21 protein-coding genes are annotated in these 22,913 nt (G+C 72.6%); 3 read left to right on the top strand and 18 right to left on the bottom strand.

From position 1 onward, the window contains the following. A partial coding sequence (locus ABZ374_RS36995; protein ID WP_360319839.1) for a hypothetical protein occupies window positions 1-217 on the top strand: 217 nt, incomplete at its 5' end. A gap of 70 nt (window positions 218-287) precedes the next feature. Next, complete coding sequence (locus ABZ374_RS36990; RefSeq protein ID WP_360319837.1) at window positions 288-1,127, top strand: alpha/beta hydrolase; 840 nt, start codon at window positions 288-290, stop codon at window positions 1,125-1,127. Between the two features lie 38 nt (window positions 1,128-1,165). On the opposite strand, the gene ABZ374_RS36985 is transcribed toward ABZ374_RS36990, so the two are convergent. The 11 genes from ABZ374_RS36985 to ABZ374_RS36935 all read right to left on the bottom strand — a co-directional run bounded on the left by ABZ374_RS36985 (window position 1,166) and on the right by ABZ374_RS36935 (window position 14,518). Next, window positions 1,166-1,825: an RraA family protein gene (locus ABZ374_RS36985; RefSeq protein WP_360319835.1), complete on the bottom strand. Its 660-nt coding sequence runs from the start codon at window positions 1,823-1,825 to the stop codon at window positions 1,166-1,168. Further along, a complete protein-coding gene (locus tag ABZ374_RS36980; RefSeq protein WP_360319833.1) occupies window positions 1,822-3,351 on the bottom strand; it encodes an AMP-binding protein in 1,530 nt (509 codons plus the stop codon). Before ABZ374_RS36980 ends, ABZ374_RS36985 begins: the two co-directional genes overlap by 4 nt. Window positions 3,352-3,833: 482 nt before the next feature. Continuing rightward, complete coding sequence (locus ABZ374_RS36975; RefSeq protein ID WP_360319831.1) at window positions 3,834-5,420, bottom strand: hydantoinase B/oxoprolinase family protein; 1,587 nt, start codon at window positions 5,418-5,420, stop codon at window positions 3,834-3,836. Next, the gene (locus ABZ374_RS36970) at window positions 5,417-7,540 is read right to left on the bottom strand and encodes a hydantoinase/oxoprolinase family protein (protein WP_360319829.1); all 2,124 of its coding nucleotides are present in this window, start codon (window positions 7,538-7,540) and stop codon (window positions 5,417-5,419) included. Before ABZ374_RS36970 ends, ABZ374_RS36975 begins: the two co-directional genes overlap by 4 nt. 85 nt (window positions 7,541-7,625) lie before the next feature. After that, window positions 7,626-7,931, bottom strand: coding sequence for a ferredoxin (gene fdxA, locus ABZ374_RS36965; protein WP_360319827.1), 306 nt, complete (start codon window positions 7,929-7,931; stop codon window positions 7,626-7,628). After that, window positions 7,928-8,992, bottom strand: coding sequence for a 2-oxoacid:ferredoxin oxidoreductase subunit beta (locus ABZ374_RS36960; RefSeq protein WP_360319825.1), 1,065 nt, complete (start codon window positions 8,990-8,992; stop codon window positions 7,928-7,930). The genes fdxA and ABZ374_RS36960 overlap by 4 nt, the downstream gene beginning before the upstream one ends. Then, window positions 8,985-10,853: a 2-oxoacid:acceptor oxidoreductase subunit alpha gene (locus tag ABZ374_RS36955; protein WP_360319823.1), complete on the bottom strand. Its 1,869-nt coding sequence runs from the start codon at window positions 10,851-10,853 to the stop codon at window positions 8,985-8,987. The genes ABZ374_RS36960 and ABZ374_RS36955 overlap by 8 nt, the downstream gene beginning before the upstream one ends. Window positions 10,854-11,541: 688 nt before the next feature. Next, window positions 11,542-12,324 (bottom strand): hypothetical protein, encoded by a 783-nt coding sequence (locus tag ABZ374_RS36950; RefSeq protein WP_360319821.1) that lies wholly within the window; start codon window positions 12,322-12,324, stop codon window positions 11,542-11,544. 21 nt (window positions 12,325-12,345) lie between these two features. Further along, window positions 12,346-12,774 (bottom strand): nuclear transport factor 2 family protein, encoded by a 429-nt coding sequence (locus ABZ374_RS36945; protein ID WP_360319819.1) that lies wholly within the window; start codon window positions 12,772-12,774, stop codon window positions 12,346-12,348. Continuing rightward, entirely contained in the window at window positions 12,771-13,232 is a 462-nt protein-coding gene (locus ABZ374_RS36940; protein ID WP_360319817.1) for a VOC family protein, read from the bottom strand. Before ABZ374_RS36940 ends, ABZ374_RS36945 begins: the two co-directional genes overlap by 4 nt. An 86-nt stretch (window positions 13,233-13,318) precedes the next feature. Continuing rightward, window positions 13,319-14,518: an aromatic ring-hydroxylating dioxygenase subunit alpha gene (locus ABZ374_RS36935; RefSeq protein ID WP_360319815.1), complete on the bottom strand. Its 1,200-nt coding sequence runs from the start codon at window positions 14,516-14,518 to the stop codon at window positions 13,319-13,321. Window positions 14,519-14,703: 185 nt separating this feature from the next. On the opposite strand from ABZ374_RS36935, the gene ABZ374_RS36930 reads away from it, so the two are divergent. Next, window positions 14,704-15,717 (top strand): aldo/keto reductase, encoded by a 1,014-nt coding sequence (locus ABZ374_RS36930; protein ID WP_360319813.1) that lies wholly within the window; start codon window positions 14,704-14,706, stop codon window positions 15,715-15,717. A 119-nt stretch (window positions 15,718-15,836) separates the two neighbouring features. On the opposite strand, the gene ABZ374_RS36925 is transcribed toward ABZ374_RS36930, so the two are convergent. The 7 genes from ABZ374_RS36925 to ABZ374_RS36895 all read right to left on the bottom strand — a co-directional run bounded on the left by ABZ374_RS36925 (window position 15,837) and on the right by ABZ374_RS36895 (window position 22,879). Beyond that, window positions 15,837-16,835, bottom strand: coding sequence for a hypothetical protein (locus ABZ374_RS36925; protein WP_360319811.1), 999 nt, complete (start codon window positions 16,833-16,835; stop codon window positions 15,837-15,839). A gap of 152 nt (window positions 16,836-16,987) precedes the next feature. Next, complete coding sequence (locus ABZ374_RS36920) at window positions 16,988-17,890, bottom strand: helix-turn-helix transcriptional regulator (protein ID WP_360319809.1); 903 nt, start codon at window positions 17,888-17,890, stop codon at window positions 16,988-16,990. A gap of 143 nt (window positions 17,891-18,033) precedes the next feature. Further along, complete coding sequence (locus ABZ374_RS36915; protein WP_360319807.1) at window positions 18,034-18,420, bottom strand: VOC family protein; 387 nt, start codon at window positions 18,418-18,420, stop codon at window positions 18,034-18,036. A gap of 135 nt (window positions 18,421-18,555) precedes the next feature. After that, complete coding sequence (locus tag ABZ374_RS36910) at window positions 18,556-18,945, bottom strand: VOC family protein (RefSeq protein WP_360319805.1); 390 nt, start codon at window positions 18,943-18,945, stop codon at window positions 18,556-18,558. After that, on the bottom strand, window positions 18,930-20,387 hold the full coding sequence (locus tag ABZ374_RS36905) for an FGGY-family carbohydrate kinase (protein ID WP_360319843.1): 1,458 nt from the start codon (window positions 20,385-20,387) through the stop codon (window positions 18,930-18,932). Before ABZ374_RS36905 ends, ABZ374_RS36910 begins: the two co-directional genes overlap by 16 nt. Window positions 20,388-20,389: 2 nt before the next feature. Next, window positions 20,390-21,409, bottom strand: a complete 1,020-nt coding sequence (locus ABZ374_RS36900; protein WP_360319803.1) for an alcohol dehydrogenase catalytic domain-containing protein — start codon at window positions 21,407-21,409, stop codon at window positions 20,390-20,392. A 72-nt stretch (window positions 21,410-21,481) separates the two neighbouring features. Continuing rightward, the gene (locus ABZ374_RS36895; protein ID WP_360319801.1) at window positions 21,482-22,879 is read right to left on the bottom strand and encodes an amidohydrolase family protein; all 1,398 of its coding nucleotides are present in this window, start codon (window positions 22,877-22,879) and stop codon (window positions 21,482-21,484) included. Between the last annotated feature and the right edge of the window lie 34 nt (window positions 22,880-22,913).

The following is a 22,913-nucleotide window of genomic DNA, read 5'->3' as shown; positions in this document are numbered from 1 at the left end:
GGTCTGCCAGCCGGGGGACACCCCGGACAAGAAGGCGATGGTGGCCTCCGCCAAGACCGAGCTGGAGAAGGCGCGTCAGGAAGCCATCCGCCGGACACCCGGTCGGGTGGGCACGACGGGGTTTTTGCATGCGTGGGCAGGGTGCGGCCGGTGCCCTGTGGCGGGCGTACGGGTGAACCTCCGTCGGTCCGGAGCGTCCGGCGGCGGCGATGCTTGACATGATTTGGCTAACGGTGTTAGCTACGTGATCGTAGGGATCGACGGCATCAGCACATGGGGGAGAGATCATGACTACGGAGTTTCTGGAGATCGACGGCGGCCGACTTGCCTACGACGTGAGTGGGCAGGGACGATTGATCGTGCTCTCGCACGGCATGGGCGACAACAGATCGTCCTATCGCGGCGTCGCCGAGCGACTCGTGGCGGCGGGGTATCGGGTCGCCTGTGCGGACCTGCGCGGCCACGGCGAATCCACCGTCGGATGGTCCTCGTACACCCGCACCGACACCGCCGAGGACCTGCTCGCCCTGATTCGGCACCTGGGCGGTCCGGCCGTGCTCGTCGGCCACTCCTTCTCGGGCGGCTCGGCCACCATCGCCGCCGCCCGCGCACCGGAGCTGGTCGACGCGATCGTGGAGATCAGCCCGTTCACCCGGGCCCAGAAGGTCGACGCCAAGGCGATGTTGTCGAACGCCCGCTACCGCAAGGGCATGCTCCTGCTGATGGGCACCGGCCTGCTGCGCAGCGTCGGCGTCTGGAAGCGCTACCTCGCGCACGCCTACCCGGGGACCAAGCCCGCCGGCTTCGCCGCACACGTCGCCGCCCTGGACACCGAGCTGAGCCGACCGGGCCGGATGGCCGTGGTCGCCAAGATGGGCATGTCCGCCCCCACCGACGCCGGCGCCGTCCTCGGCGACATCCGCTGCCCCGCGCTGGTGATCGAGGGCACCCTCGACCCGGACTGGCCCGACGCCGCCGCCGAAGGCACCGCCATCGTCACGACGATGCCTCCGGGCCTGGGCCACCTGGAAACCATCGAGGGCGCCGGCCACTACGCCCACGCCCACTTCCCGGACCGGGTGGCCGCCACCATCCAGACCTTCCTGACCGACAACACCCGCCCCTGACCCCACCGTCCGCACGACTCGGGACGACGCCGGGACGGTCAGTGGCGGCGCAGGCGCGTGATCGCCTCGGCCTTGGGGGTGTAGGCGCGGGGGAGGTGGAGGCCGGTGGTGAGGGCGGCCAGGACCTCCTCCTCGGCTCGGTGGTAGGTGAGCGCGTCGGCGAGCAGTGTGGTCGCGTCGGCGGCCGGCAGGGCGACCGCGCCGCCGTCGTCCAGCAGGATCGGGTCGCCGTCTGCCACCGGGGTGCCGGCGATCTCGATCGGGCCGCCGATCTCGGCGACCCGGACGGCGCCCCCCGGACCCGCCGTGGCCTCGGCCAGCGCCCACAACCGCAGGCCCAGCCGGGCCACCGCCGACACGTCCCGGACACTGCCTTCGACCAGCGCGCCGACCGCCCCCCGGCCCAGCGCGGCGGCGGTCAGGATCTCGCCCCACACCGCACCGGGCGCCGCGTCCGCCCCCGCGATCACCACGACCCGGTCGGTCAGGTCCTCCGCGAGCAGCGCGTGCAGCGGCTTGAGGCCGGGCGCGCTCCGGCCGGCCACGATCCGGACCGTCCGGGCCACCCCCAGCACCGCCCCCTCGCCCCGACGAAACGGTCGGAGCGGCGGGGTCAACCAGCCGGTGCGGCCCCGGAGTTGCAGCAGATCGGCGAGTGCGGCGGTGGCGGGCAGCGACGACGGGGCGAGGTCGGTCACGGAGTGGTCCTCTCGGTCAGCAGGAACTTGCGGATCTTGCCGACGGAGGTGCGCGGCAACTCGGCCACCCGCTCGAAGCGCACCGGCCGCTTGGATTTGGCGAGCCGATCCGCGCACCAGTCGGCGAGGTCGTCGAGCGCGGTCGGGCCGGCCTCGGGCACGGCCACCACGAACGCGACCGGTACTTCGTCGCGCACGTCGTCCGGCGTGCCCACCACCGCGGCCTCCAACACCGCCGGATGCTCGGCCAGTACCGCCTCGATCTCCACCACCGAGACGTTCTCGCCGGCGACCTTGAGCACGTCGCCGCGCCGCCCGGCGAAGTGGAAGTGGCCGCCCGGGTCCACCCGGGCGCGGTCGCCGGTGACGAACCAGCCGTCCCGATAGGCGGCGGCGGTCGCGGCCGGGTCGTCGAGGTAGCCCGCGAACAGGCTCACCCCGGGTTCGCCGCCGACCACGATCTCGCCGTCCGCGGTCGGCTCGCCGGTCGCCGGATCGTGCACGGCCACGACACAGCCGGGCGTCGGCCGGCCCATCGATCCCGGTACCGGCGTGCCGGCGGGATTGCTCAGGACGGCCGGGATGGTCTCGGTCATGCCGTACAACTGGCGGGGCCGACAACCGCCGAGCAGGGCCGCGAAGCGCTCGTACTGGTCGTCGGTGACGTTCTGCGCGTACCAGCAGTGCCGCACCCGCAGCCCCGACGGCGCGTCCCGACTGCGGGTGCGGGCCAGGATCATCCGGATCGGCGCGGCGAACAGGCTTGCGTGGGTGACCTCGTGCCGGGCGGCCTGTGCCACGAACCGGCTCGCGGAGAACGCGGGCAGCAGCACGACGCTCGCGCCGACGGTGATCGCGGCGGCGAACGCGTAGTACTGCGCGTTCGCATGGAACATCGGCAACACCACGAACTGCCGGTCTTCGAGGGTGAGTTCGGCGGCGGCAGCCATCACGGCGCCGGCGAAGGCGTAGTTGGCCTGGGTGACCATTACGCACTTCGGCTCGGCCGTGGTGCCGGACGTGAACATCAACCCGGCCAGGTCGGCGGGACCGGGTGGCTCGGCACCGGCGGTCGTGGGTCGACCGAGCAGGATCGCCAGATCGGTGTCGTCCTCCGCGATCTCGACCACGGTGGTGCCGGTCTCGTGCGCCGCGGCTCGGTAGTCGGCGGCCCGTTCGGGCGCGCAGAAGCCGATTCGCGCACGGGTCCGGCGCAGGTGCGCGGCCAGCTCGGGGGTTCGCGCGGAGGGATCGGAGCACACCATCGCCGCGCCGAGGCGGGCCGCCGCGAGCCACAGCGCGACGTACGCCGGGCAGTTGCGCAGCGCGATGCCGACCCGGTCGCCGGCGCCGATGCCGCGCGCGAGCAGCCCGCCGGCCACGCGGGCGACCAGGTCGTCGAACTCGGCGTAGGTCCAGCGGGTCACGCTCCCGTCGGGCGCCTCCCAGATCAGGAACGGCGCGTACGGGTGGGCGGCGACCGTGTCGGACCAGCGCGCCGCGAAGGTGGGCGGTACGGACGTCATGTCGACCTCCAGGTACATCAACGAGGGAGCGGACGGAAACGCACAACGAGCCGAACACGACCAACGGTCCCGGGACAACCGACAACGGACCGCTTCCCACGCGGTCGAGCGCACGCGGGACGGCGCCCCCGGGGCCGATGGCTTCCCGCGCGGGTCGATCGACAACCAAGCAGCCCCGCGGTCCCACAACCGAGCAGAGTCCCGCGCCCGGGTTGCCGGGCCGCCGGGCCCATCGGCGTCAGTGCCCTCGTGCGCGGCCCTCGACACCCGGTGGCCCCGGGATTCGCCCGGTCCACCGGCGCGAGCGACCTCGTGCGCGGTCCTCGGCGCCGGTGGACCCGAGAGCCGGCGGACCCGGCGGTCCACACGCGACCGCGGCCCCGCGAGCCGTTGGGTCCGCCGACCCGCGGGACCCGGTGGCCCCCCGCGATTCGGCGGACCCGCCGAACGCACCCACCGACCACCCGCCACCCGTCGTCAGGTCACCCGTGTGCCGCGACGGCCTCTTGCGGCGGTGTTCCGTAGCCGCCGCCGCCCGGGAGTTCCAGGCGGACCACGTCGCCCGGTTGGAGGGTGATTCGGGCCTGGGTGCGGACCGGTTCGCCGTTGACCAGGAAGCGTCCGGTGGCGCCCTCGCCGCCGCCGAAGATGCCGCGTGGGCCGCGCGCGAGTCGGCTGGCCACCGCGTTGAGGACCCACGGCGAGGGCGAGTCGACGGTGAACTCGATGGTCTGGCCCATCCCGCCCTCCTGCGCCCCCGCGCCACCCGAGCCGCGCCGAAGTTCCTTGCGCAGGAAGCGGATCGGCGCGGACGCCTCGACCACCTCCAGCGGCACGGCGGAAACGCCGGTCGGATAGGACGTGGTGGACAGACCCGGCTTGCTCGCCCGTGCGCCGACGCCGCCCGCGTAGGTGAACATCGCGGTGATGAACGGCTTGCCCTCCGCGTCGTGCCCGCTCACCTGCATGGTCCACACCGCCGCCGAGCCCTCGGCCATCACCGCCTCCGGCAGCGCCTGCGACATCGCGTTCAGCAGCGGCATCGGCAGGAACATGCCGACCACGTGCCGCGCCGTGCACGGCGACGGGGACACCGCGTTGACGATGCTGCCCAGCGGCGCCTCGACCCGGATCGGCGCGAGCGAACCCGCGTTGTTGGGCACGTCCGGATTGAGCAGGCTGCGCAGCGTGAACGTGGTGTACGCGTGCGTGTAGTTCTTGACCACGTTGATCCCGAACGGGCTCGCCCCGGACGAACCGGCGTAGTCCACCAGGATCTCGCCCGCCTCGGGGTCGATGGTCACCGCGACCTTGATGGTGATCTCCGAGCCGTCCGCGAGGTCGAGGATCGACGCCGACTCGTAGGTGCCGCCCGGCAGTTCCCGGATGGCCCGACGGGTGGCCTCCTCGGAGCGGCGGATCACCTCGTCGCCCAGGTCCTCGATGTCGTCCAGCGCGTACGCGTCCAACAGTGTCTTCAGCCGGGCCGCGCCCACCTCGCCGGAGGCCATCTGGGCGTGCAGGTCACCGGCCATGTGGGTGGGTTGCCGGACGTTGGCCAGCACGAAGTCCCAGACCGGCTCGTTGCGTTCGCCGCCGACCATGAGCTTGCTGATCGGGATCCACAGACCCTCCTCGAACACGTCCCGGGCGCCCGCGCCGATGCCGTAGCCGCCGACGTCGGTGTGATGGATGGTGGATCCGAAGAACGCGATCACCCGCCCGCCGCGCCAGACCGGCACCAGGACGGTCACGTCCAGGAGTTGGCCCGCGGTCTGGTACGGGTCGTTGGTGACCAGCACGTCGCCGGGGGCCAACGAGTCGACCGGATGCCGGTCCAGGATGTTGCGACACGCGATGGCCAGCGAGTTGATGTGGCCCGGAGTGCCGGTGACGGCCTGGGCGACCATCCGACCGCGCCGGTCGAACAGCGCGTTCGCCAGGTCGCCCGCCTCGCGCACGATCGGGCTGAACGCGGCCCGCTGGAGGGCCTTGGCCTGCTCGTTGACGGTGGCGACGAGAGAGCCCCACAGGACTTCCAACTCGATCGCGTCGAAGGTGCGGGTCACGCGGATCCCTCCTCGGTGCCGGCGGGGGTGGCGACGGCGGTGGTGGCGGTGGCGATGATCGAGCCGTCCGGGGCGACTTCGCAGGACCAGCCGTCCGGGATGACCGACGTGGTCTCGCGCTCCTCGACCAGGGCCGGCCCCACGAAGCGGTGTCCGGCGCCGAGCTCGGCCCGGCGGTACACCGGCACCTCGACGGCGGGGGCGCCGAGCCGGAAGCGGGCCGCGCGATGACGGTCGGGCGTCGGGCTCCCGGTGCCGACCGGCACCGTGGGCACCTCGAAGCCGGGTGCGTCCGACCACGCGGCGACTCGCCAGGTGACCACCTCGACGCCGACGTCGGGGATGCGCAGGCCGTAGATCTTCTGGTACTCGGTGTGGAACTGCTCGATGGTGTCGGCGAGCGAGGTGGGCCACGCGTCGCCCTCGCCGACCCACAGCGTGATCTCGTTGCCCTGACCCTCGTAACGGGCGTCCAGGCCGTACCGGAAGCTCACCTCGTCCGCCTGTGCGCCGGCGGCGGCGAGCACCCGGCGCGCCTCCTGCCGCATGTCCGCGAGCAGCGTGTCCCGGTCGGCGGACACACTCTCGTCGAGCGTGCGCACCATGCTCCGGGCCAGGTCGATGCGCACCGGGCTGACCAGCGTGCCGAACGCGGACAACACGCTCGCGTTGACCGGGAAGATCACCCGGGGCGCCTCCAACAGCGTGGCCACCCCGCACGCGTGCACCGGTCCGGCGCCGCCGAAGGCGATCAGCGCGACGCCGCGCAGGTCGATGCCGCGCTCGACGGCGTGCATCCGGGCGGACGCGGCCATGTTCTGGTTGATCACCTCGTACACGCCCACCGCGACGTGGTCCGCGTCGGAGCCGGCGCCCAGCCGTTCGGCCAGCGGGGCGAACGCGGCCCGGGCGGCGGGCAGATCGAGCGGCATCTCGCCGCCGAGGAAGTACTGCGGGTCGAGCAGGCCGAGCACCAGGTCCGCGTCGGTGGTCGCCGGCACGGTGCCGCCCCGGGCGTATCCGACCGGACCCGGGTCTGCGCCGGCGGAGTCCGGACCGACCTTGAGCAGGCCCAACTCGTCGACCCGGGCCAGGCTGCCGCCGCCCGCGCCGATCTCGACCAGGTCGACCGAGGGGATCGAGCACGGGTAGCCCGAGCCCTTTTTGAACCGGTAGACCCGGGCCACCTCGAACGCGTTGGTCAACTCCGGCCGATAGTCCTCGATCAGACAGGACTTCGCGGTGGTGCCGCCCATGTCGAAGCAGAACAGCCGCTCCTCGCCCAGGCGTCGGGCGTACCAGACACCGGCCAGGGCGCCGGCGGCCGGACCGGACTCGACCAGCCGAATCGGCACCCGGCGGGCGTCGTCGGCGGAGACCACGCCGCCGTTGGAGAGCATCATCAGCACCGAGGCGCCGAAGCCCTCGGCGGTCAACCAGGACTGGAGTTCGGCCAGGTAGGGGCCGATCACCGGCATCGTGGCCGCGTTGCACGCGGTGGTGACCATGCGCGGATACTCGCGGATCTGCGGCGTCACCTCGTGCGACGCGCACACCGGCACCGAGAGCCGCTTGGCCAGTCCCTCGGCGACCGCGCGCTCGTTGGCCGCGTTCGCGTACGAGTTGAGCAGGCACACCGCGACGGCCTCGACCCGATCGGCGGCCAACCGGGCCGCCAGCGCGTCGAGTTCGGCCTCGCTCGGTGCGGTGCGCACCTCGCCGGTCGCGGTGGTGCGCTCGTCGATCTCGAAGACCAGCTCGCGCGGGATGGGCGGGGCCGGGAACTCGATCTGGAGGTCGTACATGTCGTACCGGTGCTCGTTGCGGATCTCCAGCGTGTCGCCGAAGCCCGAGGTGGTCACCAGTGCGGCTCGGCCGGTCTTGCCCTCGATCAGGGCGTTGGTGATCAGCGTGGTCGCGTGCACGATCGGCCGGGTGATGTCGGCCGGCGTGATGCCGGCCTTGGACAGCGCGGAGGTCACGCCCGCCCGAACCCCGCCGAGCGGGGCGGACGGGGTGGTCAACGTCTTCTCGACCACCACGCGGCCGGTGTCGGCATCCAACAGGACCACGTCGGTGAAGGTGCCACCGATGTCTACGGCAAGGCGCCAGTCGGTCACGTCAGCCCTCCTCTTCTTCTCGGTGTGGGAGTGATCTCGCGGTGGTAGGGGACTTCGCGGTGGTTGGGGGACGCGGGCATGGCGTTCACCCGTTCGCGGGCCGGGCCGGCAGCGCGAGCACGGTCGGCGGATCGGGCACCGGCTCGACCTCCTCGCGGCCCGCGGTGGCCTCGGCCGCCGCGTCCAGGTGCCACAACCAGTCGGCGGGCAGGTCGTCCACGTGGTAGATGGCCTCGACCGGGCAGACCGGCTCGCAGGCACCGCAGTCCACGCATTGCTCGGGATGGATGTAGAGCATGCGGTCGCCCTCGAAGATGCAGTCGACCGGGCATTCGGTCACGCAGGTGAGGTCCTTGACGTCCACGCAGTTCGCGCCGATGACGTAGGTCATGCGGGACCACCTCCCACGCGCGGTTGCGGCTCGGGCACCGTCCAGGCGTCGCCGCCGAGCAGGTCGGCGACGCTGCCGGGACCACGCTCGGCGAGCGCCCGCTCGCCCTGCTCGACCACCAGCCGGTCGTACGCGGGCCGCCGCACACTGCGGAACACCCCGATCGGGGTGGGCCCGCCGGCCTCGGGCAACCGGGACAGCGCGAACGCGGGCACCGGATCGCTCGTCTGCGCGTCGTGCGTGACCGCGACGTCGTCCGGGCCACCGGGCCGCAGCCCGCCGCCGGGATCACGCACCACGGTGCGCGCGCCGTCCGGCCCGTAGCGCATCGGCGCGCCGTGTTCGAGCCGCAATACGAAGTCGTCGCGCACACCGGGCGTCTTGAGCTGCTCGAACGCGCCGTCGTTGAAGATGTTGCAGTTCTGGTAGATCTCCACCAGTGCGGTGCCCTCGTGGGCCGCCGCCGCGCGCAGCACCGAGGTCAGGTGCTTGCGGTCGGAGTCGATGGTGCGGGCGACGAAGCCCGCCTCGGCGCCGAGCGCGAGCGAGACCGGGTTGAACGGGTGGTCGAGCGAACCCGCCGGGGTGGACTTGGTGATCTTGCCGGTCTCGGAGGTCGGCGAGTACTGACCCTTGGTCAGGCCGTAGATCCGGTTGTTGAACAGCAGGATCTTCAGGTTGACGTTGCGCCGCAGCGCGTGGATCAGGTGGTTGCCGCCGATCGAGAGCGCGTCGCCGTCACCGGTGACCACCCACACGCTCAGGTCGGGCCGCGAGACGGCGAGTCCGGTGGCGATCGCCGGGGCGCGGCCGTGGATCGAGTGCATCCCGTAGGTGTCGAGGTAGTACGGGAAGCGGCTGGAACAGCCGATGCCCGAGACGAAGACGATGTTTTCCCGGCGCAGGCCCAGTTCGGGCAGGAAGCCCTGGACGGCGGCCAGGATGGCGTAGTCGCCGCATCCCGGGCACCAGCGCACCTCCTGGTCGCTGCGGAAGTCGCGGGCGGACAGCGGGGGATCCGCCGCCGATCCGGCGATGGTGAGAAGCCGTGACTCAGACATCGGCGGCGACCTTCTCGATCGCGGTGCGCAGCTCGGCCACCTTGAACGGCATGCCGCGCACCTGGGTGAGGGATTCGACGTCGACCAGGTACCGGGCACGCAGCAGTCGCGCGAGCTGGCCCAGATTCATCTCCGGGACCAACACTCGGCGGTAGCGGGCGAGCACCGTGCCCAGGTCGGCGGGGAGCGGGTCGAGGTGGCGCACGTGGGCCCGGGCCACCGAGCCGCCCGCGGCGCGAACCTCGGCGCACGCGGCGGCGATCGGCCCGGCGGTGGAGCCCCACCCGAGCACCAGCACCTCGGCGCTCGCGTCCGGGTCGTCGACGGTCAGCGGCGGCACGTCGCGGGCGATCCCGTCCACCTTGGCCCGCCGGGTGCGCACCATCAGGTCGTGGTTGGCCGCGTCGTAGGAGATCTCGCCGGTGCGGTCGGCCTTCTCCAGGCCGCCCACCCGGTGCTCCAGGCCGGGCGTACCGGGCACCGCCCATGGCCGGGCCAGGGTGTGCGGATCCCGCAGATAGGGCTGGAAGCAGGGCGCGCCGGCCGCGTCGACCGCGTTCGGGCCGGTCGCGAACGCGGGGTCAATCGTGGGAAGTTCGTCGAGCTCCGGGACCCGCCACGGCTCCGAGCCGTTGGCCAGGTAGCCGTCGGACAGCAGTACCACCGGGGTGCGGTAGGTGACCGCGATCCGCACCGCCTCGACCGCCGCGTCGAAGCAGTCGCCGGGGGAGGAGGCGGCCAACACCGGCACCGGCGATTCGCCGTTGCGGCCGTACAACGCCTGCAACAGGTCGGCCTGTTCGGTCTTGGTGGGCAACCCGGTCGAGGGGCCGCCGCGTTGCACGTCCACGATCACCAGCGGCAGTTCGAGCGAGACCGCCAGCCCGATCGTCTCGGCCTTGAGCGCGAGCCCGGGGCCGGACGTGGTGGTCACCCCCAGGGCGCCACCGAACGCCGCGCCCAGTGCCGCGCCGATCCCGGCGATCTCGTCCTCGGCCTGGAACGTGGTCACGCCGAACTGCCGGTGTCGACTCAGCTCGTGCAGGATGTCGGAGGCGGGCGTGATCGGATACGAGCCCAGGAACAGCGGCAGCCCGGCCCGGTCGGCGGCGGCGATCAGCCCGTAGGCGAGCGCCCGGTTGCCGGTGATGGTGCGATGCCTGCCGGGATTTCGCGGCGCGGCCGGCACCTCGTGGCTGACCGCGAAGGACTCGGTGGTCTCGCCGAAGTTCCAACCCGCGGTGAACGCCGCCACGTTGGCGGCGGCCAGGTGCGGACGCGCGGCGAACTTCTCCCGCAGGTAGGCCACGGTGGCCTCGGTGGGGCGGTGGTACAGCCACGACACCAGGCCCAGGGCGAACATGTTCTTCGCCCGCTCGGCATCCTTGCGCGGCAGCTCGAAGGCGCGCAGCGCCTCGACGGTCAGGCCGGTCAGCGGCACGGCGTGCAGCCGGTAGTCGGCCAACGAATCGTCGGTGAGCGGGTCGACGCCCGCCGGGTAGCCCGCCTTGACCAGGTTGCGCGGGGTGAACTCGTCGGCGTCCACGATGATCTGGGCACCGCGCGGCAGCTCGGGCAGGTTCACCCGCAGCGCGGCCGGGTTCATCGCGACCAGCACATCGGCCGCATCGCCGGGAGTGGTGACCCGGTGGTCCGCGAACTGCACCTGGAACGCGGAGACCCCCGGAAGGGTGCCCGCAGGGGCGCGGATCTCGGCCGGAAAGTCGGGAAAGGTGGACACATCGTTGCCGAAAAGCGCGGTCTGCGCGGTGAACCGGTCGCCGGCAAGCTGCATGCCGTCGCCGGAGTCACCGGCGAACCGGATGACCACCCGGGATACGGGGGTGACCTGCTGAGACATGATCGCGACTCCTGATCACAGGCACGGCGAAGCCAACACGCGGCACCCAAAGAAGAAAAACCCACCGGACGAACGAACCTCGACCTACCAAGGGCCCGAACCCGGCCCGCCCTGCATCCGAGACCAACAGACCGAAGCCCGTGCGGCCTCCAGCCGGCCTCGCGCCCCAGGCCCGCCGGCCCGGCGTTCGACGACGACAGGCCAAGGCCCGTGTGGCCTCCAGCCGGCCTCGCGCGAGGCCCGCCGACCCAATTCCAGCCCGTCCGGCGTTCGAGGACAAGCAGGCCGAAGGCCGTTCGGTCCGCGGCCCGACCCGCACCCGAGACCCACCGGTCCAAATCCAACCCGCCCGGCATCCGAGGGCAACAGACCCAAGGCCGTTCGAACTTCAACCGGATTCGCGCCCGGGGCCCGCCGGTCCAACGCCAGCCGGTCCGGCATCCGAGGGCAACAGACCCAAGGCCGTTCGGTCTTGGGCCGGATTCGGGTCCGGGGTCTGCCGGTCCAGTTCCAGCCGGTCCGGCGTTTGAGGACAAACGGGCCGAAGGCCGTGTGGTCTTCAGCCGGCCTCGCGCGCGAGGTCCGCCGGCCCAAATCCAGCCCGTCCGGCGTTCGAGGACAAGCAGGCCGCCAGGCCGCTCCGAACCCAGCCCGTCCGGCGCATGAGGACCAGCGGCCCACCGGCCGATCAGACGGATGCGTCCCCATGGACCGCATCGCGCAACCGCTCCACGAGCAATTGCGGCTTCGCCGATCCCCACACGTTCCGGCCGAAGGCCACCCCCGCACCGCCGGCGTCGACGACGCCCTTGGCCAGCGCGACGACCTCGTCCTCGCTGTCCGACTTGGGGCCGCCCAGCGCCACGACCGGGACCGGACACGCCGCGACCACGTCGGCGAACTCCTCGGGCCGGCCCGGGCACACCGTCTTGACGATGTCCGCGCCCAGTTCGGCGCCGATCCGCGCCGCGCGGGCCACCGTCTCCGTGGTCCACGGCACCGCCTTGCCCCATCCGCCGGGAATCATCTCGGCCATCACCGGCAGGCCGAGCTGTTCGCACTCCGAGGTCAACCGGGCCAGGCGCTGGAGCGACAGGTGCTCGTCGGGCGCGCCGGGGAAGGCCAGCACCACCACACAGTCCGCACCCAACTTCAGCGCCTGCTCGGGCAGATGCATGATGTCGGTGACATCGCCCGGGGCGAAGTCGCCCAACTCCGAGGCGCCACCGTCGATTCGCAACACCAGCCCCGAATCGGCGAAGGTATCGGCGTAGGCCCGGGCCAGATGCCAGGTCGCGAGCACCGCGTCCGGCCCGCCGGCGGCGATCTGCGCCATCGGCTCACCCAACGGCGGCCCCTCGCCCATGTAGGCGGCGTGGTCGATCGCGACGAACACGGCGCGGCCGTCCGCACCGAACATCCGGCGCATCCGGCGGAGCTTGCCTGCCCCGGTGGCGGAAAAGGTCTGCACAGTCGTTCCCTTCGATGGTTGTCAGCGTTGGTTTTCGGCGTCGGCCGTCGAGGCCGCCGTCTGCCGCTCGAACTCGGCGCCGTCCCAGTAGTCCACGCGATGCGCGATCAGGTCGCCCACCACACGAAGCCGGAACACCCCACGGATCCGCACCGGTTCGGCGCCCGCCGAACCGCCGCGCAGACGGAACGTCATGGTGTACGCGAGCGCGGCCCGATCACCGTCCACGAGCAGGTCCTCGACGGCGTAGCGCAATTCCTCGAACTCGGCCAGGAATTGCGGCAGTCGCTCGCGATACGCGACCCGCCCGTGCAGACTGCGACCCAGCGCCGAGGTGTGCTCGTTGTGGAAGTCCACACTCACCCGGGCCGCGATCGCCGCCGGATCACCGGAGTTGAGCGCCGCGAGATACGCCTCGGCGGCTCGTCGGGTCCGCGCCGGATCGCTCACGCGTCGGCCCGGTCGCCCCACAGCTCGCGGACCTCCGCGAACACCTGCTGGTTGTGCGAGATCTCCACCACGTTGCCGTCCGGGTCCTTGAGCGCGCAGATGTAGCCCACCGGAGGTGGTACATCCATCGGCTCCCAGTGCAGGCACCCGGCGGCGCGGGCCCGGTCCGCGATGGCGTCGACGTCCGCGCGGGCGGCCACCTCCATGCCCAGGTGCGCGAACGGGGTGAGCTGCGGCTGCGGCTTGCCCTTGTCCTTGTCGAAGGCGACCAGGACCAGCACGAACGGCGTGTGCACCTGGTTGGGGTTGGACAACCAGGCATTGGATCCCGCGGCATCGCTGTGCCGCGAGACCACCACCAGCGGGGTGAACGAGGTGTAGAACTCGACCGCCGCCTCCAGGTCGGACGACGGCAGCGCGATATGGGTCCAGCGGGCCTCGGTCAGCGTCGGTTCCATCGCGGTGGCTCCTCTCACGTTCCGGTGTGTCGGGGTTGGTGTCGAACTGCCACGAGCCCAGGGCGGCGGCAGCGGCGATCGCTCGCTCAGTCGATCGCGCCGGTGAACTCGTCGGCCGCCAGCGGCGTGGCCACGTCCTCGCGGATCAGCCGCATCATGTGCTGTGCGCGGCCCTCCCAGGCACTGGGCGGCCCGACCCGATAGAACGGCGAACGCAGGTTCTCCATCAGCACGGTCACCATGTCCGTGTCCTCCTTGTTGGTCAGCTCCAGGTTGACCAACTCGCGCTCCTGGAGCTCGATGTCGTCGGTCAGCCCGTAGATCCGGGAGAACAGCCGGGTCCGGTCCGGTGCGATCGGGTCGGCGCGCACCATGATCAACTGGGACGCGTAGGGCAGCGGGGTGAGATTGGGGTAGACGAACTCCGCGTAGCTGCCGCGCAGATCCTCCTCGCCCAGGTCGGTACGCCCGAGCGACATGTCGTACGCGTCGCTGTGCGGCTTGTAACCGCTGGTGGTCCGACCCTCGAAGCGCACGATGGTGTCCATCTGCTTGCGCACCTTGTTCAGCCGCCGGTGCACGAACCGCACGTGGTAGTCGTCGTTGGAGTTCTCCACGAACGCCTTCCAGTTGAACGGGTACTCCTCGTCCAACTCGCGGTGATAGCGGTGGTACTCGCCGATCTTGTACGCCTGGTAGCGCGGCAACAGCGGCGCGATCCACTCCTCGAACGTCGGCGCCTTGTGCGACAGGCACGCGAAGACGAGCTTGTCGAAGGCCACATGCACCCGAATGGGCACCAGGCCGTACTGCTGCATCGGGAAGTCCGGACCGTACATCCGGTTCATGTCCGGAATCGACAGCAGCCTGCCGTCGAGACCGTAGGTCCAGGCGTGGTACGGGCACGCGAACGCCTTGCCGCAGTTGCCCGCCGGATCGAAGGCGACGCCCGAGGCCCGGTGCCGGCAGTTGTTCAGGAAACCCTTGATCGAGCCGTCCCGCTGCTTGACCACCAGCACCGACTGGCTGCCGATCCGCCCGGTGATGAAGTCGCCGGGGCGGCGCAGATCCTCCGTGTCGCCCAGCCACACCCACGAGCGGGCGAAGACCCGGATCATCTCCAGATCGAACAGATCCCGGTCCCAGACCTCCCACGGCTGCAACATCTCGCTCGGCAGGGGAGCGACCACGAGCCCGTCGCCCTCTCGCGTCGCCGCGGTCCGGCGAAGTTCCGCCACCCGCTCGTCCAGGGCACGTTCGGCAGCCCCAAGCTGGTCAGTCGGCACAGCTTCCTCCCCGTCACCTGGGATGTTTGCGATACAGCCGAAGGTAGGCGCCGGGAAACGGCCCCGATATGTGCTTCAGGCACGAACAAACGGCCCGTGCGCTGCGCCGGGACCACATCGGTGCACACGCGCGGTCGTGCCAGCCTCGGGGGAGGACGTGCGTGGATCACCTTTGGAGGGCACCCGTGGAGTACACCCCGCTAGGTCGCACCGGCATCCAGGTCAGCCGGTTGTGCCTGGGCACGATGATGTTCGGCGCGTGGGGCAACCCGGATCACGACGCGTGCGTACGGATGGTGCATCGCGCGCTCGACGCCGGGATCAACCTGGTGGACACCGCCGACGTGTACGCGTTCGGCGAGAGCGAGGCGATCCTGGCCAAGGCACTCAAGGGCCGGCGGGACGACGTGGTGCTGGCGACCAAGTTCGGCGAGGCGATGGACCCCGACGCGCCGCTGCGCCGCGGGGCCTCCCGGCGCTGGATCTTCCGCGCCGTGGAGGACAGCCTGCGCCGCCTGGAGACCGACCACCTCGACCTCTACCAAATGCACCGCCCCGACCCGAACACCGACCCGGACGAGACGCTCGGCGCCCTGACCGACCTGGTCCGCCAGGGCAAGGTGCGCGCGATCGGTTCCTCCGCGCTGCCCGCGGAGGGCATCGTCGAGGCCCGGTGGATCGCCGAGCGACGCGGCCACGAGCCCTTCGCGGTCGAGCAGTTGGCCTATTCGGCGTTCGCCCGCCACGCGGAGACGGCCGCACTGCCCACATGTGGGCGGTACGGCCTGGGCGTGTTGGTCTTCAGTCCGCTCAACGGCGGCTGGCTGACCGGCAAGTACCGCGCGGGCCAGAGTGTTTCGGCGGACTCGCGGGCGGTGCGCAACGCCGAGCACTTCGACCACGCGGACGCCGCCGTGCGGGCCGCGAAGACCGCGCTGGTCGAGGAATTCGCCGCCATCGCCGAGGACGCGGGCTGCTCGCTGCCGGAACTGGCACTGGCCTTCGCGCTGGCCCATCCCAACGTCACGTCGGCGATCATCGGCCCCCGCACCGAGACCCAACTGGAGTCGCAACTCGGCGCCTGTGCGGTCGAGTTGTCCCCGGAGATCCTCACCCGCCTGGACGCCCTGGTCGCCCCCGGCACCGACGTCAACCCGGCGGATTCGCCCTACCCACGCCCGATCCTGCACCGGAGCTGAGTGCCACCGCGCCGGGGCAGGGGGAATGCCTTCGCCGGCCCGCCGGACTCCTGCTGCGGCCGGTCCGCCGGACTGCTACCGCCGCTCTCCTACCACCCGATTCCCACCGCTGAGAACCGCTACCGCCGCCCTCCCGTTGCCGTACTCCCGCCGCCACCCAGACGGGCACGCAGCAGATTGGGATCGGTGGCGGTGAAGAAGGCCGCGCTGAGGACATACACCTCGCGCCCGCGCACCGCCACGGACGTGGGGTTCTGCAGCCCGTCACCGGCGTCCAGGACGGTACTCACCGCACCGTCCGAGGTCACCCGCACGACCCGGTTCGGGGCGTTGATCGCGGCGAGCAGCTCGTCGCCGCGCCCGGTGAACGCGATGTCGTCGATGCCGATCAGGCCCGACGCCCTGACCTGGGGTGTTCCGGCCCGGTTGCCGGCGCGGATCGGCATGCGCAGCAGCGTGCCCCGGTCCAGGTTGGTCACCCACAGCGCGCCGTCGTGCACCTTCGCGCCGTCGGCCCCGAGGAAGCCGGAAGCGGCGAGTTCGGGGGCGGTGGACCACGCGGTCGGGGTGCCGCCGGCGACCGGGACGGTCCAGACCGTGCCGAGCACCGAGTCGGCGATGTAGAAGTGGCCGCCGCGCCGATCCAGGGCCAGCCCGTTGGGTACGCCGTCGGCGGGCAACGCGGCGATGCGCTGCGGGGCCCGGCCGGGACGGACGCGCCAGAGCCCGGTCAGGTCGGCGGTGCCGGCCGCGTACAACACGTACACCATGCCGTCCGCCGTGCGCACGATGCCGGTGGTCATCGGCGCGTCGAGAGCCGGCGGGTGCGCTCCGGCGTCGGCGGGGGCGGGCAGGGTCGCCAGGATGTGCGTCCTGCCGAGTGCGTCGACCCGGGCCACCTGGCGGCTGCGGGCGAACACGACGTACGCCGAGCCGTCGGGCAACAGGTCGATGTTCTCCGCCTGTTGCCCGGCGGCCAGGTCGAAGTGCGCGGCGATCCGGACATCGGTCAGCGGCCCGCCGGTCGCCGGCGCGGCACCGGCCGGGGCGGTCGTGACGAAGGTGGTCGCGGCCAGTGCGACGGCTGCGACGGTGAGCTTGAGCTTGCGCTGGGACATGGTTCCTTCACTGTTTTCGGGCATGCGGCGGCCGAGGTACGGCGCCGTGGTCGGGCACGACATGGGGGATGGCAGGGGAGGGCGGCGGCAGGGCGCGCGGGATCGCCGGCGTACCGGCGCGGCACCGCCGCGGGCGCCGGGGAGCGTACGGTTCAGCCGGTGCGGGCCGGGTCCACGCCCGGGCGCGGTGAGGTCGCCTCGTGGGATTCGGTGGCGTGCGCGAGCAGGGCCAGCGCGGTCGCCGACGGGGAGTCGGGCGCGGCCGTGGCCACCACCAGCGCCGGGCCGGTTCCCTGCGGGCTCTGCAACGTCTGCTGGGTGACGGTCAGCGTGCCGACCAGGGGATGGCGCATCTCGTAGTCGGCGACATGGCAGGCGACGATCCGATGGTCGGCCCACATCGCGGCGAACTCCCGGCTGCGCATCGTCAGTTCGCCGATCAACCGGGCCAGCGCGGCGTCTTCGGGATGGCGCCCGGCGGTCAGTCGCAGGTTGCCGACCACGGTTCTGGCCTTGGCCTGCCAGTCGGCGTACAGGTCGCGGGTGTGCGGGTCGAGGAACACCATCGCGGTCAGGTTCGGCCGCCGACCCGGCTCGCTCGGACCGCCCGGGTCGAGATGGCCCGCGAACAGCGCGTGACCCTGCCGATTCCAGGCCAGCACGTCGCCACTGCGACCGATCGCGACGGCGGGCGTGCCGTCCAGGGCGGTCAGCAGGGCGGTGGTGGACGCGGTGACGCGTTCCGGGCGTGGCCGACCGGCGGTGCCGCCGCGACTCGGGGCGGTGGCCAGGAGGTGCAGGTGGGCCCGCTCGGAGTCGTTCAGGCGCAGGGCGTTCGCGATGGCGTCGAGCACCTCCCGCGACGCGTTGCGGGATTCGCCGCGCTCCAGGCGGGCGTAGTAGGGCGCGCTGATGCCCGCGAGCAGCGCCAACTCCTCGCGTCGCAGGCCCGGTACCCGACGCCGCTCACCGTAGGTGCGCAGCCCGACGTCCGCGGGGCGCAGCCGGCCCCGGCGGGCGCGGAGGAAGTCGGCGAGATGCCCGTTCGTGTTCATGCAGTCGAGTATGCGAACCATCGGCGCCGGGCGCCGCACCCTGCCGGGGTACGGATCCGCGCGGCGCCGATACGCCCGTACCCGCGATCCGGTGCGGATCGCGGGTACGGGTGCGCACGGCCGCCTCGGTGCGAGGCGCTACCTCACTTCTCCCACATCACGATCTGGTTGCCCCACGGGTCCAGGAACGAGGCGTGTTGTCCGCCGAACTCCTCCCAGAAGCACTGCTCCCACAGCGCGGTCGCACCCAGCAGCACGGCCTTGTTCAGGTATTCGCTGGGTGCCGCGTCGACCAGGATGTACACCCGGGCGTGCAGTCCCGCGCGGGTCTGCTGGGGCAGCGGCGCCGGGTCGGGCACCTGGGCGACCTCGTCGTACAGGCCCAGGTGCAGCCCCTCGCCCGGCACGATCTGGTGGAAGACGCCCTGCGGGCGTGGGTTGATGGTCCAGCCGAACAGTTCGCGGTAGAACTCGGTGGTCGCGTCGATGTCGGGCGTGGGCATGTCGACGAAGACCAGGGTGTTGGTCATGCGGGGTCCTTTCCGGGGGGAACTCGGGTGCACCGAACGGGATCCGACGCGGCGTCGGACTCGGGGACGGGCGGGACGGGCGGGAGGGACGGGACGGACGGAACCGACAGGCGTCGGACTCGGGGACCGCCGGGGTCAGACCTGGTGGGCGTGGCCGTGGGTGAAGTACGTGCCCTTGTCGCGCCACAGCACGACCTCGTTGCCCCACGGGTCGCGGAACGCCGCGTAGCGGGCCTCGAACTCGGCCCACGGCTTCTCCTCCCACAACACGCTCGCGCCGGCGGCGACCGCCTTGTCGAGGTAGACGGGCGGCTCGTCGACCATCACGTAGATGCGCGGCACCGGACCCACCGCCGGGCTTGCCTCGCGGCGGATCCCGAGGTTGGGCTTGACGCCCGGGAGCACCTCGCTGAACTCGCCGGCGGGTCGCCGCTTGAAGTCCCAGTCGAACAGCGCCGCGTAGAAGGCCGAGGTGGCCTCCACGTCGGGGGTCGGCAGGTCCATGAAGATCACCGGATTGGGCACGTCGGCTCCTCGGAGCGAATCGGTTCGGATCGGATGGGTTCGGCGCACACCGGTTCGGCAGGCGTCGCCGCGGCGGGCGTCGCTTCGGCGCGGGCGGCAACGCCGGCCCCCGCGGGTACGGACACCCGCGCCTGTGCGGCGTCGCCGAGTTCGAGGAAGCGGCGCAGGCCGGTCGCGTACTCGGGGTGCGGTTCGGGCTCGAACACGGTCATCGCCGGGCGCGGCCAGTCGCCGGCCCGCCCGGCGCCGGGCACGGGCCACCAGCCCGCCCCGGCCCCGGCGGCGAGCGCCGCGCCGTAGGCGGCCAGGTCGGTCTCCGCGGGCACCTCGACCGGCACGCCGAGCACGGCGGCCTTGATCGAGCACCACAGCGGGCTGCGCGCGGGCGATCCGGCGCAGACCAGGGTGGTCGGGCGGGCGCCGCGCGCGCTCAGTTCCAGGGCGATGTGCGCGAGCCCGTACGCGGCGCCTTCAAGGACCGCGCGGGCCAGTTCGCCGGGCCCGGCGCCCGCGCTCAGGCCGAAGACCTCGCCGCGCAACTCCCGGTTCCAGCGCGGTGCGCGCTCGCCCTCCAGATACGGCAACACCATTACGCCGCGGGCGCCCGGCGGCACGTGCGCGGCCAACCCGAGCAGGTCGCGCACGTCGCGCCCGGTGAGATCGCGCAGCCACTCCAGGATCAGCCCGTGCGCGGCCACCGGGCCGCCGACTATGTCGATCCCGGGCACCGCCGAGGGCAGCGCGTACGCGTCGGCGGCCGGCGAGCCCGCGGCCACCGCGACGGCGAGCCCACCGGTGCGCCCGCCGGGATCCATCGCCCGGCCGGGCCGGTCCAGGCCACCCGCCCAGAACGCCAGATACGCGTCCTGCGCGCCGGCCACCAGCGGCGTGCCCGCCGCGATGTCGTGCCCGGTGCCGACCGTGCCCAGCACCGACCCGGTCGGCACGATCGGCCCGTACCCGGTCAGCGGCGGATCCCCCGGCCAGCGGGCCTGCGCCCGCTCCGCGCCGAACCGCGCGGCCAGCCAGTCGTAGAGCTGCCACGCCCGCACGTCACTGCCGTGCTCGGCGCGCAACGCGTCGTGCTGCGCGTGGTGTTGCTCGACCGGCGAGCCGGTCGCGCCCGCCGGATGCCGGCAGGTCAGCGCCGACGCGGTGCCCGGTCGGGGCACCGCGTCGGGCACCGTGGTCGGGCTCTGCCCGCCCAGGCACAGTGCGGCGGGACGGGCCGCACCGGGCACCAGCGCGCGCAGTTCGGCGAGCGCCTGCGCGGTGGCGGCGAACCAGGCGTACGGATCGGCGCGGCCGGGCTCCCAGGTCGCCGCGCCGGGATAGCCGGCGGTGGCCGCGCCCAGGACGGCGCCGTCCGGATCGAGCGCGAGCGCGCGTACCGAGTTGCTCCCGACGTCGACGCCGACGACGACCGCGGGCGAGCCGGGCACGCTCAACCGCCCACGAGGACGCGATAGACCGGCGACTTCGCGGCCAGCCGGAAGGCGTCGTCGACCTCGGCGAGCGAGTAGGTCGCGGTGACCAGCGCGTCCAGTTCGGCGGCCAGGCGCCCGGAGGCGATGATCGCGGCGGCCTCGGTCCAGTCCTGCGGTTCCTGGCTGTACACACCCACGATGCTCAGTTCGTGATGGTGCACCAGGTCCGGACCGACCCCGGCCAGGACGTCCTTGGGGAAGGCGCCGAACAGCACCACGGTGCCGCCGTCGTCACACAGGGCCAGGGCGCTCTCCAGGGCGCCGGGGGCACCGGCGGTGACGAAGACGACGTCCTGTTTCCCGCCGGTGTCGGCGGCCTCCTGGGGGGTGCTCGTCCAGTCGGCGCCGGCCGCGCGGGCCTCGGCGAGCCGTTCGTCGCTGATGTCGATCAGGCCGACCGACGCGGCGCCCTTGAACCGGGCCAGGGCCAGATGCAGTCGGCCCATGTAACCGGCGCCGATCACCGCGACCCGGTCGCCGGCCCGCAGCCCGCCGAGTCGGGCCGAGTGCGCGACGCACGCCAACGGCTCGCCCATCGCGGCGTGCGCGATCGGCGCGTCGCCGGTGCGGAACGCCTGCAACGCCTTGACCCTGACGAACTCGGCGAACCCGGCGCCCATCGAGATGGTGCCGTCGGCCAGCGCGCCGCCCTGCGGTCGCTTGCACAGCGCGCTGCGCCCGCGCCGACACGAGGTGCAGGTGCCACAGCGGGTGAGCAGGTCGACGGTGACCGTGTCGCCGACGGCCGCGACCCCGGGCAGCCCGGCGACCGCGCTGCCGACCGCGACCACCTCGCCGGCGACCTCGTGCCCGGGGGCCACCGGGTAGATCGGCTTGGTGCCCAGGTAGAGCCGGCGCTCCATGGTGCACAGGCCCGCGAGGCCGACCCGGATCAGCACGTCCTCGGGCCCGACCTCGGGGACCGGCTCCTCGCGCAGATCGACCTGTTCGGGGGCGGTGACTACGGCAACTCGCATGTGGGACTCCTCGGTTGGCGAAATCTGTGGAATGCGGGTACGCGATGGCCGGCGCGGCGCGCCGGGCGCGGATCAGTGCGCGGGCAGCGTCGGCCAGCGCGAGCGCAGCGGTACGCCGGCCCGGGCGAGCAGGGCCGTCGACGCGCGGCCGGCGAAGGTGCGCAGGGCCCGCTCGTCGACGGTCGTGCAGGTGTGGTCGCGGACCACGACCCGTCCGCCGATCAGCACGTCGCGCACCGAGCGGCCGTCCGAGGACCACACCAACTGCTGGGCGATGTCGCCGCGCGGGGTCCACTGCGGGCCGGTGGCGTCGTGTACCACCAGGTCGGCGTACTTGCCGGGTTCCAACGAGCCGATGCGATCGGCCATGCCGACCGCCTCGGCGCCGCCGATGGTGGCCAATTCCAATGCCTCGGCTGCGCCGGGGCCGGTGGGGTCGACCGTCATGTCCTTGGCCAGGCCCACCGCGAGCGCCGCGGTGCGCAGCAGGTCGGCCGAGTCGGCGGCGTTGCCCGCGTCGGTGCCCAGCGCGAGCCGGCCGCCGCGGCGCAACAACTCGGCGTGCCGCCCGGCGTGTGTGACGCCCTGGCCCAGCCGCAGATATGCCCACGGACAGTAGGCGACCGCGGTACGGTCCGCCAACAACGCCTCGACCTCGGCGTCGTCGAGCCACACCGCGTGCGCGAGCAGCAGGTGCGGGCCGAGCACCCCCAGGTCGGCCAGGTGCAACACGGGTCGACGCCCGGTGCGACGCAGGTAGTCGTCGGGGTCGGCGCCCGACGGCGACAGGTGCATCGTCATCCGGGCCCCGGTGCTCCGGGCCAAGTCGGCTGCGCCGCGCAGCAGTTCGTCGGAGGCCAGGCCGTGCCCGACCAGGGTGACCCAGCCCTCGACCGGCCCGCCGGCCGGGTAGGCGGCGACCAGTTCGGCGAGCCGGTCCACCACCTCGGCGGCCGGTGCGGCGAACGGCGCGCCGGGCACGTCCCAGCCCCACGTGCCGATCCCGCCGCGCACGCCGACCTCGGTCATCGCGGCGGCCACCCGGTGCGGATGGGCCACGGTGCCGGCCTCGATGATGGTGGTGACGCCGTTGCGTACGCTCTCCACGCCGGCGAGCAGCGCGGAGAGTTCGTCGTCGCCCGGTCGGTGCGCCGCGTGCAGCGGCACCGCCCAGGTGTCGACCGAGGCGCCCGGCGGCAGGTCGTCCGGGATCCGGGCGCGGGCCAGTGGATCGCCGGTCTGGTGCAGGTGCGCGTTGACCATGCCCGGGGTGACCACGCAGTCGCTCGCGTCCCACTCCGGCGTGCCCGGCCAGCGTTCGCGCAGCTCGCCGGTGGCGCCGACGGCCACGATGCGCTCGCCCGCCACCGCGACCGTGCCGCCCAGCAGCACCTCGCGGCGCGCGTTCATGGTGACCACGTCACCGCCCACGACCAACAGGTCGGGCCGCGTCGGCCCGGTGCCGCTCACGTTGCTCTCACCTGCGAACTCGCCATGTCTGGGG

This window comes from Embleya sp. NPDC005971, from assembly GCF_040629175.1.
Classification (GTDB): domain Bacteria; phylum Actinomycetota; class Actinomycetes; order Streptomycetales; family Streptomycetaceae; genus Embleya.
This window is presented reverse-complemented; position numbering and strand designations above follow the sequence as displayed.